We start from the raw sequence: 13315 nt of genomic DNA, 5'->3' as shown, positions 1-13315 counted from the left end.
CTTCTTTCGTCAATTATATAGTCAAAAAAACGCCTGAGTAAACCAGACGTTTTATAAAATACTTATTTGGACTGAATAACGTTTTGATTATTCACAAAATATTCAATTCCGGAAATAATGGTCAGGGCCAAAGCCACATACACCATGATATTGCCAAGGAGCCACAACAGATAAATGTTCGGCATCCAGGCACTCAAAATTAACAGAATAATCGTGATCATCTGAGAAACGGTCTTCGCCTTGCCCAATTTCCCGGCTGCGATGACAATCCCCGACGATGCCGCCAAGGTTCTCAAACCGGTTATGGCAAATTCGCGCGCAATGATGACAATGACAATCCACGCCATCATCTGATGAGATTCCACTAAGCAAATGAACGCCGAAGCGGTTAAAAGCTTGTCCGCCAGCGGATCCATGAATTTTCCGAAGTCCGTGATCAAATGGCGGCTTCTCGCAATATGGCCGTCAAGATGGTCGGAATAAGATGCAACACAGAAGATGATCAACGCAATCAATTGATGCTGCGGGAAACTAATTTCCATTGCCGCAACAAAAAAAGGAATGCAGATCATTCTGAAAATCGTGATTTTATTTGGTAGATTCATTTATTACCTCCCCTATTAAATCAAATCCAATCGCGTCTACGATTTTCACCCGATAAAAATGACCTGGTTCGGGTTGTGAGGTCTCAATGATGACGTCACCGTCGATTTCAGGAGCGTCTCCCCGCGTTCTGCCAATCGCAATGCCGTTTTCGTCGATCTCGTCGATCAATACTGTCATTTCCTGGTCGATCCACCGGGTATTCCAATTTGTCGAAATGGCTTCCTGCCGCTCGTAAATCTGCCGAACGCGCTCTTCTTTGACGGCGTCGTCAATTTGATCCGGCATCTCTGCAACTGGTGTCCCTTCCTCCTGGGAATACGCGAAAGCGCCCAAACGCTCAAACTTCAAATCGTTCAAGGTTTCAAGCATCGCATTAAACTGCGCTTCGCTTTCACCGGGGAAGCCCGCGATGACAGTCGTTCTTAAAACCGCATCAGGACATTTTTCCCTAATTAAATTTACTTTACCATAAATTTCTTTTTTGTCAATGCGGCGCCCCATTCTGTGCAGCACCTCATCCTCGGTGTGCTGAATCGGCATATCGAAATAATGGCAGATGTTATCGTGGGCATTGATCACATCGAGAAGCTTTGCGTCGATCCCCTCGGGATACATGTACAGAAGCCTGATCCACGTAAAGGGAATACGTCCGGCCAGCTCGTCGAGCAGATCCGCCAAATCCATATCGCCGTCTAAATCCGAGCCGTACTGCGTCAGATTCTGGGCCACGAGAATCAACTCCCGCACCCCGCTGTCGTAAAGCGTCTGTGCTTCTTTGATGATCACCTCCGGCGATCGGCTGCGGTGGCGTCCCCGAATATTGGGAATCGCGCAGTAGGTGCAGTGATTGTCACAGCCCTCGCTGATCTTTAAATACTCGGTGATCTGTCCTTTTCTGACGTAGCGCTTTTCACTTTCCGTGCGAATCTCAGCGCTGGTATAAATTTTGGCATCAGCTTGATTTTGAATGATGTCAGGTAAATCATCAATTTGATTAACGCCAATGAAGTAATCCACCTCGGGCAGCTCTGCCTTGAGCTCTTCCGCGTATCGCTGTGCCATGCATCCCGCCACGACAAAGGTCTGGCAGTTTTCTTCCGGCTGAGTCCGGTAAGGCAACAAATCGAAAATCACCTCAATGGACTGTTTTTTTGCCGCCTCGATAAAACAGCAGGTGTTGACAATGATGAGCGACGCTTCCGAAGGCTCATCTGTCAAAGTGTACCCCTGCTGCAGCAGGCCGCCCACCATATTTTCGCTGTCGACTGTATTTTTATCACAGCCCATGGTTTGAACGTATACAGTTTGATCAGCCATGATAATTCTCCCTTGACATTAAAAGTTTGCGCGGCTTGCTGCCGTTCGGTCCGGAAATGATGCCGCGGTCTTCCAGCTCGTCGATAATACGGCCGGCTCTGGCGTAGCCGACTCTCAGCTTGCGCTGGACCATCGACGTGGAAATCTGTCCGTTGGTAAAGGCCAGCTCAGCAGCTTTTGGGAATAACTCGTCCACAGATTCTTCGGTCTTTGCTTCTTCGGTCGCCGTTTCCGCCGCCTTGATTTCTTCTTCGATATGGGCATCGAATGTCGGCTTCGCGCCTTGAGAGACAGCGCCGACCACCCGATTAATTTCAGCGTCCGAGACGAAAGTTCCCTGGACGCGCAGCGGCTTCGATTTGCCCACCGGGAAATAAAGCATGTCACCTTTGCCTAACAGTTTTTCAGCGCCAACCTGATCGAGGATGGTGCGGCTGTCCGTGTTGGAAGCGACAGAGAAGGCGATTCTAGACGGAATATTTGCCTTGATCAGCCCGGTGATGACGTCCACTGAAGGCCGCTGCGTCGCAATGACCAGATGAATGCCGCAGGCTCTGGCGAGCTGCGCGATTCGGCAGATTGCGCTTTCAACTTCCTTCGGAGAGGTCATCATCAAATCGGCCAATTCGTCGATGATAATGACAATTCTCGGCAGCTTCTTCTGTCCTTCGCTTTCCGCCTTCTGGTTGTAGCCTTTAATGTCTCTGACGCCGGCATCTCTGAACAGCTGATAGCGGTCTGTCATTTCTTTAATGCCCCAATTCAAGGCGTAGGCCGCTTTTTTCGTATCCGTTACAACCGGAATCAGCATGTGCGGCAGCGCGTTGTAAACATTGAGTTCCACCATTTTCGGGTCGATCATGATAAAGCGCAGCTCATCTGGGCTGAGCTTGTAAATCAGAGAAATGATCATCGTGTTGATACAAACGGATTTCCCCGAACCCGTGGCCCCTGCAATTAAGAGGTGGGGCATTTTTGAAATATCGCCGATCACGTTCTGCCCCGAAAGGGTCTTCCCAAGAGCAAAGGGCAGCTTAGCCTGTGATTTTTGAAAAATAGACGTGTTGATGATATCGCCCAGCGCGACGACTTCACTGACCGCATTGGGCACTTCAATCCCGACGGCTGATTTTCCAGGGATCGGCGCTTCCATACGGATATCGCTCGTCGCCAATCTGAGTGCTAAATCATCAGACAATGCGACAATTTTACCAACCTTGACGCCCGATGCCGGTTCAACTTCAAATCGCGTAATCGACGGCCCGACGTCAACGCCAACAATTTTCGCGTCAACTTTAAAATCCTTGAGGGTCGATTCAATTTGATGGACTTTTTTGACGACATCTTCTTTTTTGTTGCCCTTGTTGTGAACGCCGGGATTAAGCAGCGCGACGTCAGGCTTGTGGTACGCCGCCGTCGGAGCGGTCATCGAAGGGCTCGGTATCTCCCCCGAGTCGTCACCGCCTTCCTCTGACACATCGTCAAAGGGAACGCTGTCGTCGGCCGTATCCTGTTCGTCCATTTCTTCCGGTTCTGCTGCGGCCTGTTCCGCTTCGCGGAGGCGTTCCTCGCGTTCAGCCCTGGCTTCCCGTTTTAAATCTTCATCGTCAAGCTGGTCGATGACGTCGTCAATATTGACGTACTGGGTGTTGACCGAAACCTTGCCGATGTCACTGGGATTAAACAGATTGTCGTAATCCTGATCCTCTAATTCTTCCTGCTGGCGTTTCAGTTCGGCTTCTTTTCGCATCTTCGCCAGTTCACGCTCTTCTTTCATGGTCTTGACGCGTTCTTCAACGGCTTCCTGGCTCTGCGCCTTCAGACGGCCGAAGAAATCTGGCGAGACAATCGTGATGATTTTATAGACTTCAAAAGAGAACAAAGCCAACAAGAGAATGATCGTGCCCGGGCGCTTAATAATCGTCATGAAAATATAGGCCAGCAGCAGTCCAAATATACCGCCGTACGCATTGGCGCCTTTAAGCGGCAGGGTGAACATATCCAGCAGCGTGTACTGCATCATATGCGGGACGCTCATACTGAACATGATGAGCAGATTCGAGAGCAGCAGGGCGATGTATCCCATCAAACTGCCGTTTTTCTTCCAGTTTTGAACAAATATCATCACACCGGCAACCACAAAGTACATACAGTAAATGACGGAAACATTGCCGAAAATGTAACGGATGACGTTCTTCCCCCAAATCTGATCAAATAAGGTCGGAGTTGCTGTTGAATAAGAATAAGCGCTGTACAACGCAATTGCGATCACCAAAATACCGATCAGCCGTGCCCGGCCCGGTGTCATTTCCTGGTTTTCTTCTTTTTTTGTACGTCTTGCTGCATTCTGAGCGGCCGGTTTTGTTTTTCTCCGACTTTTCGTTTGCTTCTTCCTTGCCATCGTACTTTACCATCCTATCTGAATCAATCTCATGACATTGAGCCGGCAAGAGAGCTCTCCTGCCGGCTCGCTGACAAACAGCCTGATTTCAATAATTAGTCCGCATCCTTTGGCAGACATGCCTTGCGGGACAGATTAATGCGGCCTTGATCGTCAATTTCAATGACTTTGACTGTCACTTCGTCACCAATTTGCACCTCATCTTCCACGCGGTTGACCCGATGATTGGCTAACTTAGAAATGTGGATCAGGCCGTCCTTGCTGCCTGGAATATCGACAAAGGCGCCGAATTTCATGATCCGAACGACCTTGCCGGTCACCACTTCACCCACTTGGACCTCGTGAACCACGTCGTCAACCATTTTGAGCGCCTTGTCAGAAGAAGCTTGATCGACTGCCGCGATATATACGGTGCCGTCTTCTTCCACTTCGATCTTCGCACCGGATTCATCCTGAATGCCGATGATCGTTTCACCGCCCTTGCCGATGAGATCGCGGATTTTTTCAGGATCGATGTGAATCGTCGTGATGTGCGGTGCGTACGGCGAGATTTCAGCTCTCGGTTCAGAAATCGCTTCGTTCATGATGCCGAGAATGTGCATCCGGCCGTCTTTCGCCTGTTTTAACGCTTGAGTTAGAATTTTGCGGTCGATGCCGTGAACCTTGATGTCCATTTGAATGGCAGTAATCCCGTCTTTCGTACCGGCCACCTTGAAGTCCATATCGCCCAGGAAGTCTTCCATCCCCTGAATGTCGGTCAAGATGGCAACCTGGTCGTCTTCTTTAATCAACCCCATCGCGCAGCCGGCAACAGCTTTTTTAATCGGCACGCCGGCAGCCATCAGTGCGAGGGATGAACCGCAGACCGATGCCTGCGAAGTCGAGCCGTTGGAGCTCAAAACTTCAGAGACCACGCGAATCGCGTACGGGAATTCTTCCTTGGAAGGCAGCACCGGCAGCAGGGCCCGTTCTGCGAGGGCGCCGTGTCCGATTTCCCGGCGTCCCGGGCCGCGGCTCGGCTTCGTTTCGCCAACCGAATAGCTCGGGAAATTGTACTGATGCATGTAGCGTTTTTCCGTTTCCGGTTCGAGCCCGTCGAGCACCTGCGCTTCCTTCAAGAGGCCAAGGGTCGCAATCGAGCAGACCTGCGTTTCGCCGCGGGTGAATAAACCGGAGCCGTGAACACGCGGCAGATAATCAATCTTTGCGCTGACCGGGCGGACTTCCGTCATCTTTCGATTATCCGGACGGATATGGTCGTTGAGAATCAGGCCGCGAACTTCTTCGCGTTTGATGCCGTTGATCACCATGTCGATTTCGGCTTTGTGATCTGGATCCAATTCGCCAAAATGTTTCGACGTTTCGTCAATCAAATCGTTCATGGCGTCGATGCGTTCGTCTGCGTCTTCAATGTGCACTGCGTCGTGCATCCGTGCGCCCATATAATCTCTGATATTGGCCTTCAGCTCGTCTGTGGGTTCCTGCAGCGGATAATCTGCTTTCGGCACGCCGACTTCTGCGACAATTTCGTCGATAAAATCGATGATTTTCTTGATTTCTTCGTGGGCGTAGAGAATTGCATCGAGCATGGTTTCTTCGTCGAGCTCGTTGGCGCCGGCTTCAACCATCATGACAGCATTGCGCGTTCCGGCAACTGTCAAGTTCAATTCGGAAACCTGCTTCTGTTCCCAGGTCGGGTTCAAAATAAATTCGCCGTCAATTAAACCGATCTGAACGGCGGCTGTCGGACCGTCGAAAGGCAGATCCGAAATGGACAGCACAATCGATGAGCCGATCATGCCCACGAGTTCTGACGCACAGTCCGTGTCGTCGGACATGACCATCGTGACGACGTGCACATCGTTGCGGAATGTTTTCGGGAATAACGGGCGGATGGGTCGGTCGATCAGGCGAGAGAAAAGAATGGCCTGATTCGTCGGACGGCCTTCGCGCTTTAAAAAGCCGCCTGGGATTTTCCCAACCGCATACTGTTTTTCGACATAATCGACCGAAAGTGGGAAAAAGTCCGTCCCTTCCCGAGGTTCTTTTGAGACAGCCACATTGCATAACAGGCTCGTGTCCCCATAGCGCACCATCGCCGCTGCTTTGGCCAGACGGGCCACTTCGCCGATTTCCACACGGAACGGGCGGCCTGCAATCTGTGTTTCAAATACCTTTGTCTCAGAAACTTTCATTGTACCTCCTCAAATGATACATCTGCTATTTCAATTTTTTCTCTGAAATAACAAAAAGGGCGGAACACTCCGCCCAATAAAATAATTATTTTCTTAATCCCAATCTTGCGATCAGTTCACGATAACGATTGATGTCTTTCTTTTTCAAATAGCCTAACAGGTTGCGGCGCTGGCCGACCATTTTGAGCAGGCCTCTTCTCGAATGAAAGTCTTTTTTGTGAACGGCAAAATGCTGATTTAAATCGTTGATGCGGTAAGTCAGCAGTGCGACCTGAACTTCCGGGGAACCGGTGTCGCCTTCATGTGTGCCGTATTCTTTGATAATTTGTTCTTTCTGTTCTTTTGAGATCATATTCACTACTCCTTTTTGTTGTATTCCCTGTTCCTAGTATGTCGTCGGAGTGATTCGCCAAACCAAGGACAGGCTTGAATGTGTGTATTCTATCATTTCAGTTATGGTTTGTAAAGCCTTTATTTATCGGAATTTTCGGATGTGCCGCGGACGTAAGCATCAATTAATTTTTCGCAGAGATCCAGCGTTTTTTCCGACGAATATTTTTTCGCAGCGGTATTCATATTTTCTGAAATTTCTTCGGCAATGTTCTGATGCTCCAGTAAGAGATCGACGAGTTTGGGGAGTTCTGCAATATCATTAATGAGCAGTCCCATACCGGTCGATTCTAAGAACTTAGCGTTGTCCTCTTCCTGGCCTGGATAGGTGTAAGGAATGATCATCGGTGTCCCTTTGAGCATTGCTTCCGTCGTTGTGAGCCCTCCTGGTTTTGAGACGATGATGTCTGACGACGCCATTAAATCTGAAATTTCATCGGTGTAACCAAAAAGCTCCACCTGTGTCCTCGGATGCTGCCTTAGCGTTTCGTAAGGAATCTGAGCCAATTTCTTTCGCATTTCCTCGTTGTGGCCGCAAACCGCAATGAGGTGAATCGGCTCTTTGGTTAGAAGCAGATTTCTAAAAGCTGGCTCAATTCGACCGGTGCCTAAGCTCCCCCCCATGAGCAGCACCGTTCCCTTGAACATTTTGTCTTTGCGTGTTTCGTTACTGTCCTTTTCCTTAAAGGCAGACCGAACCGGAATCCCATAGGGGTAAATGATATCCGCCGCGATGCCCCGCTCAATCATATCTTGTTTTGTGTAATCGCTGCCGACGACGTAAGCGTCGACATTTTCGCTCCGATACACACCGTGAAATTTGTAATCCGTAACAAAAGACAAAACCGGTATGTGAAAAGCACCCATCCCTTTAAGCCGCCCTAAAACGTTGGTAACAAAGGGATGGGTTGAAATCAAAAGCACTGGCGAATCGTTCAGGATCATCGACAAAATCTCCGGGGAGATGATCGATGTGCCGATATGAAAAACTGCTCGTTGAAATGGGGTCATTTTATCGAATTGCCGATAGAGCAAATCGTAAAACTTCGGCGTATTTTCTACCATCCGCCGATAGCCCCCCGTGATCATCTTGTTTAACGTCTTGGACGACTTTTCAAAGGTGTCAATAATCCGCGCATCATAGCCGCGGTCTTCAAGACCCTTTTGAATGGTCTGGGCGGCCGAATTATGGCCGCCGCCCGTCGACGCGGAAAAAATTAAAACAATGGGTTGATCCTTCATAAATTAAAAATTAATCGTCAAAATCCTTTGAAAATCTGTAATTCACGCGCATCAGCTTGCCGCCCACTTTCTTTTCGCGATGCTTTTCCAGCCCGTAGATCACGCCAATCCCCAAGGTTAACCCTGCCACAACAGCGCCAAAGGCTGCAAAAAATTTTTTCATTGTTCGTCCTCCTCTAAATATCAATCTTCTTTTACTTCACAGATGGGGCATCCGCTAAAAACAACGTCCCCGCGTTTTTGCCGTTTACGATTTCGTACAGCACATTCAAATCCTCGCCTGACGTAATCAGCGTCGGAATACCGTGTCCTGTCGCGTAGCGTGCCGCTTCCAATTTCGTAATCATGCCGCCAGTGCCCAATTTCGACGCAGAACTGTCGCCGAGGGCCATCAGCTGCGGTGTGATTTTCTCTACCACCGAAATGCGCTCTGCATCTTCATACTTATAAGGGTCTTTATCGTACAAACCATCGACATCGGATAAAATCACAAGGCCGTCCGCCCCGATCAAATTTGCCGTCATCGCCGAAAGGCGGTCATTATCGCCAAACCGTTCTTCTTCGATTTCATCGGTCGAGACTGCGTCATTTTCGTTGACAATCGGAATAATGCCTTCTCTTAAGAGGGCCGCGAAGGTGTGCATCGCGTTGTGGCGCTTAATCTTATTGTAAAACACGTCTTTTGTGAGCAGTATCTGGGCAATATTCTGATAATAGCTGTCGAAAGAACGGTGATACAATTCCATCAAGAGTCCTTGTCCAACCGATGCGGCCATTTGTTTTTCTTCAAGCGTCGAGGGGCGGCTGCTCATCCTCAGACGGTGCATGCCGCATCCAATAGCACCGGATGAGACCAAAATCACACGGCGGCCCCCGTTTTCAAGATCGGTAAGGATGCGGGCCATCTGATCCATTTTGTGCAGATCGACGGTGCCATTCTCATGGGTTAACGAAGTCGTGCCGATTTTTATCACGAGAATCTGAGCATCAGCCAAATTGTCATGCATAAATTATCCTCCAATTCCCTGATATTTTCTTTAAACTCATCCCAGTTTAGCAAATTTGATTTGAAAGTTCAAGATCACGCAAAATACTGATCGGCTTCTTCCCGAAGGATACAGGCCGCCCGATAAGGATCCGGCTGGGCAAATAGAGCTGAGATCACGGAAATGCCGCATACACCGCTGCCGGCCAGAGCCTTCATATTGTCCGCTGTAATGCCGCCGATCGCGACAACCGGAATCTTCACTGCCGCGCAGATCGCTTTCAAAGTCGCCGCATCAACCGCTTCTGCGTCATCTTTAGACCCGGTTGGAAACACCGCGCCGACGCCGAGATAATCTGCGCCGTGGCCTTCCGCCTCGAGGGCTTCCTCGACGGTCGACGCCGACACCCCGATGATTTTGTCATCACCCAGACGTTTGCGCACGTCGCCGGCCGCCATATCACTCTGCCCCACATGCACCCCGTCCGCGCCGATCGCCTTGGCCACTTCGACGTTATCGTTGATAATCAACGGCACACCATACGCCGCGCAAATTTTTTGAATGACCTTCGCTTCGTCCCTGAAGGCGTCAGTATCGAGATGCTTTTCGCGCAGCTGAATTAACGTGGCGCCGCCTCTCAGCACCGCCTCAACATCCTCTGCAAGCTTTTTATCGCCAAGCCATCTTCTGTCGGTGATCGCGTAAAGGCGAAGATCAGTCGTCTTGATCTTATTGCCTTTCATATTTCGCCTCCTGATCCAATGTTTTACTGTCCATATGGTCCACTGCGTCGATGATGCGCCTGCAATAGGTCGCATTCCCTTCGTAGGGCGCCAAATGCGCGTAGGCAATTTCGCCCGCCGCCCCCATCGTGCACACAGCAGCCGCTGCGGCGTAAAGCCGTTCTGCTTTTGGCGCAGCGGATACAAAAGCCGTCATCATTCCGGAAAGCTGACAGCCGGTTCCCGTAATCCGACTCATTTCGGCACGCCCGTTATATATGACAAAGGCTTCGTCGGCGCTGCAGACCAAATCGATGGCCCCTGTCGCCACGACAATGCTGCCTGTTTCGGCGGAGAAGGCTTTTAAAAACGCGATGGACTGATCCAGATTCGACGCGCTCACCGCATCGCCAACATCCGCGTCGACGCCCCGCGCCTTGCCGGATTGGTTGGCCAGTGCTTTAATTTCCGAGATATTGCCGCGGACCACATCCGGTTCAATTTCCTCTAATATGTGCTTCGCCGTTCGCGTGCGCAGGGAGCTGGCGCCTGCACCGACCGGATCCAACAGCACCACATGATTTAATCGCCTGGCCTCATTCCCGGCGATCATCATGCTTTCGATAGTTCTATGATTGAGGGTGCCGATATTGATATTGAGCCCATTGCAAATGGCCGTAATGGCTTTGACTTCGTCCACTTCGTCCGCCATGATGGGACTGGCGCCGCAGGCTAAAATGATATTGGCCACATCATTCACCGTCACATAATTGGTGATGTTGTGAATGAGGGGCTGCTTTTCTCTCGTCAAGTCGACGTATTTTCCTAACATATTTTCCTCCTGATACAAAAAAACCGAATGTGGGTTAACACATTCGGAAAACAAAATCTATTTCAAACCATAACTGCTTTTTGAGGCAACCGTGTTGCCTTGGAAGGTAATGTTGGCATTTGAATCTGAGCTGCCGTTCCCTTTCCAGTAATAGATTTGCACGTTAATGGTGTTGCCCTGCGCATCTTTGTACGTCGATTCGGAAAGCTTCGAGCCATCACTGCCGATAATCTGCTTAACCTGATCGTAGGTCATGCCGTTGTTGATCTGGTCGTACTGCGCTTTAGAAATGGTGCCGGCTGCTGCTGTGTTGGTATTCGTATTCGCATCGGCCGAGGCGTTGGTTCCGTTGTTATTGTTTGTTGTCGTGGACTGGCTGTCCGAGCTGGAAGAAGATGAACTGCCGGATGTGCTGCTCTTGTTCGAACTTTTCGAACTGGACGACGTTGTGCTGGCGCTCTTTGTAAACGGCAGGCCGTGATCCCTGAAATACAGGAAATAGGAAGCCGCCGCTGCGATCACCACAATCGCGATCACGATAACTGCGATTAAAGGTCCTTTTTTCTTTTTCTTTACAGGTTTATCAGCCGGTTCAACTGCTGCCGGCTGATCGTCTATCGCTTCTTGTTCCGCTTCATCTGGCACTTCTGCTGTTTCAGATGGTTCTGGTTTGCCGATGGATTGCTCTTCTCCCGGCATTTCGGCTTCAGGGGCTTCTTGTTCCTGACTGTGATCGGCTGATTCATCAGGCTGATCAGCGTTGATTTTCGCTTCCGCCTGCTGCATTTGTTCTTCTTCGAGTTTTTCCAACTCTTTCATGACATTTTTAAAAACAGGGGTTACAGCCCGCTTAAAAGCTGTAATCATCTTTGGATCATCAACTTGAATGACCATCCGCGTTTTTCCCATTTCAGGGATCATATAATCAATGCCAATCGGCCCGTGTTCTGGGTGCTTGCCTTCAATATGCAGGCTGCTTTCGTCGACCATAATATCTTCAACGCCCATATTGGCCAGCGCTGCTTCGGACGAACGCATCCAGGCATCTAATTGACCTTTGGCTGTAAGTGCCTGTCTCATGTATCTGCCTCCTGTATCATATGTTTCCAAACATACTACTCTTAATTTATTTTATTCCATATAATTTGGACTGTCAAGCAAAATAATCGGTTTCATTGCCGAATAAACACATTCTACGGATATTTACAATATTTTAGCCGATCTTTCGCTCATTCATCCATAATCGTGTAATGCGTATCCACACAATGATAATTTCGATCAGGGGAAGGCGCATTTTGATTGACTTTAATATAATCCTGTAAATTCTGTTTTAGGTCCTTTGCGAAGCGGCTTGCAGCGATCGCTGTGCCAGCTGTTAATACAGCAGCGGTGCCAAGTCTCACAAGACCTTTTGTCAATAAACTCATTGATCCTCCCTTTTCTAGGCAATCATTTTATTTATTATTATACAATATTTTCTATCATCATGAAATAAGCATTTGTAGAGTTTTTAAATTTAAGCATAAAAAAAAGACCTAATAAATTAAGTCTAAAAAAATGGCAGGGGCAGAAGGATTTGAACCCTCGGCACGTGGTTTTGGAGACCACTGCTCTACCAACTGAGCTATACCCCTGCAAGGAAATGGTGATCCATCGGGGATTTGAACCCCGGACACCCTGATTAAAAGTCAGATGCTCTACCAACTGAGCTAATGGATCATAATGGTGGGGAAAGATGGATTCGAACCATCGTAGACTAAGTCAACGGATTTACAGTCCGCCCCCTTTAGCCACTCGGGCATTTCCCCGAACATTAGAATGGAGCTGACGGGCGGACTTGAACCGCCAACCTGCTGATTACAAATCAGCTGCTCTGCCAATTGAGCCACGTCAGCATATTAAAATGGCGACCAGGATGAGGTTCGAACTCACGACCTCCAGCGTGACAGGCTGGCATTCTAACCAACTGAACTACCTGGCCGCTAAAAAATTGGTGACCCCTGGGAGATTCGAACTCCCGTAGCCGCCGTGAAAGGGCGGTGTCTTAACCGCTTGACCAAGGGGCCTTAAAATGACTTAAAAAACGGATATGGAATTGAATGAACTCCATATCCGCTAATTTTCAATGGCTCCCCAGGTAGGACTCGAACCTACAGCCTATCGGTTAACAGCCGAGTGCTCCACCATTGAGCTACTGAGGAACAATAAGATTTCGCAACGATCTATCCTCCCAGGCAGCTGCCCGCCAAGTACTTTCGACGTGAGAGAGCTTAACTTCTGTGTTCGGGATGGGAACAGGTGTGTCCTCTCTGCTATAATCACGAAATCATTATTAACTTTTTATATGGTAACATAGTTCAAAATAATTTGCAAGGATTAATTTGCTTATTAAATTGAATGTCTAGGTCACTCAAAACAACATAGAGACTAGCGTTTAACACGTCTTTTGGATCAAGACCTCGGCCGATTAGTACTGGTCAGCTGAACACATTGCTGTGCTTTCACCTCCAGCCTATCACCTGATCGTCTATCAGTGGCCTTACTCCCTTAAAGGGATGAGATATCTTATCTTAAGGGGGGCTTCGTGCTTAGATGCTTTCAGCACTTATCCCTTCCGGACTTGG

Annotated in this window: 12 protein-coding genes, 7 tRNA genes and 2 rRNA genes; all 21 read right to left on the bottom strand. The window is 49.0% G+C overall.

The annotated features are described in order from the left end of the window. Window positions 1–62: 62 nt before the first annotated feature. Complete coding sequence (gene pgsA, locus FYJ52_RS03935; protein WP_154575964.1) at window positions 63–605, bottom strand: CDP-diacylglycerol--glycerol-3-phosphate 3-phosphatidyltransferase; 543 nt, start codon at window positions 603–605, stop codon at window positions 63–65. After that, on the bottom strand, window positions 589–1923 hold the full coding sequence (gene rimO / locus FYJ52_RS03930; protein ID WP_154575963.1) for a 30S ribosomal protein S12 methylthiotransferase RimO: 1335 nt from the start codon (window positions 1921–1923) through the stop codon (window positions 589–591). The genes pgsA and rimO overlap by 17 nt, the downstream gene beginning before the upstream one ends. Further along, complete coding sequence (locus FYJ52_RS03925) at window positions 1916–4324, bottom strand: FtsK/SpoIIIE family DNA translocase (protein ID WP_154575962.1); 2409 nt, start codon at window positions 4322–4324, stop codon at window positions 1916–1918. Before FYJ52_RS03925 ends, rimO begins: the two co-directional genes overlap by 8 nt. Window positions 4325–4419: 95 nt before the next feature. After that, on the bottom strand, window positions 4420–6519 hold the full coding sequence (locus tag FYJ52_RS03920; protein ID WP_154575961.1) for a polyribonucleotide nucleotidyltransferase: 2100 nt from the start codon (window positions 6517–6519) through the stop codon (window positions 4420–4422). Between the two features lie 85 nt (window positions 6520–6604). Beyond that, complete coding sequence (rpsO, locus tag FYJ52_RS03915) at window positions 6605–6871, bottom strand: 30S ribosomal protein S15 (protein ID WP_154575960.1); 267 nt, start codon at window positions 6869–6871, stop codon at window positions 6605–6607. Window positions 6872–6990: 119 nt separating this feature from the next. Continuing rightward, window positions 6991–8151 carry an MGDG synthase family glycosyltransferase gene (locus FYJ52_RS03910; protein WP_154575959.1) on the bottom strand — a complete coding sequence of 387 codons (1161 nt, stop codon included), beginning with the start codon at window positions 8149–8151 and terminating at the stop codon, window positions 6991–6993. A gap of 10 nt (window positions 8152–8161) precedes the next feature. Next, a complete protein-coding gene (locus FYJ52_RS03905) occupies window positions 8162–8314 on the bottom strand; it encodes a stress-responsive transcriptional regulator PspC (protein ID WP_154575958.1) in 153 nt (50 codons plus the stop codon). 31 nt (window positions 8315–8345) lie between these two features. Then, window positions 8346–9158, bottom strand: coding sequence for a glutamate 5-kinase (gene proB / locus FYJ52_RS03900; RefSeq protein ID WP_154575957.1), 813 nt, complete (start codon window positions 9156–9158; stop codon window positions 8346–8348). Window positions 9159–9232: 74 nt separating this feature from the next. Next, window positions 9233–9880 (bottom strand): thiamine phosphate synthase, encoded by a 648-nt coding sequence (gene thiE, locus FYJ52_RS03895; protein ID WP_154575956.1) that lies wholly within the window; start codon window positions 9878–9880, stop codon window positions 9233–9235. Continuing rightward, window positions 9867–10691, bottom strand: a complete 825-nt coding sequence (gene thiM, locus FYJ52_RS03890; RefSeq protein WP_154575955.1) for a hydroxyethylthiazole kinase — start codon at window positions 10689–10691, stop codon at window positions 9867–9869. The genes thiE and thiM overlap by 14 nt, the downstream gene beginning before the upstream one ends. A 57-nt stretch (window positions 10692–10748) precedes the next feature. Further along, window positions 10749–11771, bottom strand: coding sequence for a hypothetical protein (locus FYJ52_RS03885; RefSeq protein ID WP_154575954.1), 1023 nt, complete (start codon window positions 11769–11771; stop codon window positions 10749–10751). A 149-nt stretch (window positions 11772–11920) separates the two neighbouring features. Then, window positions 11921–12118, bottom strand: a complete 198-nt coding sequence (locus FYJ52_RS03880; protein WP_154575953.1) for a hypothetical protein — start codon at window positions 12116–12118, stop codon at window positions 11921–11923. 131 nt (window positions 12119–12249) lie between these two features. Next, window positions 12250–12325, bottom strand: a tRNA-Trp gene (locus FYJ52_RS03875). 9 nt (window positions 12326–12334) lie between these two features. After that, window positions 12335–12410: transfer RNA gene (locus tag FYJ52_RS03870), tRNA-Lys, on the bottom strand. Window positions 12411–12414: 4 nt separating this feature from the next. Next, window positions 12415–12499: transfer RNA gene (locus FYJ52_RS03865), tRNA-Tyr, on the bottom strand. Window positions 12500–12510: 11 nt separating this feature from the next. Beyond that, a tRNA-Thr gene (locus FYJ52_RS03860) sits at window positions 12511–12586 on the bottom strand. 9 nt (window positions 12587–12595) lie between these two features. Next, window positions 12596–12672, bottom strand: a tRNA-Asp gene (locus tag FYJ52_RS03855). 10 nt (window positions 12673–12682) lie between these two features. Continuing rightward, window positions 12683–12757: transfer RNA gene (locus tag FYJ52_RS03850), tRNA-Glu, on the bottom strand. A gap of 60 nt (window positions 12758–12817) precedes the next feature. Then, window positions 12818–12892, bottom strand: a tRNA-Asn gene (locus FYJ52_RS03845). 8 nt (window positions 12893–12900) lie between these two features. Then, a 5S ribosomal RNA gene (rrf, locus tag FYJ52_RS03840) occupies window positions 12901–13017 on the bottom strand. Window positions 13018–13138: 121 nt separating this feature from the next. Beyond that, a 23S ribosomal RNA gene (locus tag FYJ52_RS03835) occupies window positions 13139–13315 on the bottom strand; the annotation flags it as partial.

It is taken from the genome of Pseudoramibacter porci (assembly GCF_009696145.1).
GTDB lineage: Bacteria > Bacillota > Clostridia > Eubacteriales > Eubacteriaceae > Pseudoramibacter > Pseudoramibacter porci.
Note: the sequence above shows the minus strand (reverse complement) of the source record. Positions and strands in the feature narration are given on the sequence as shown.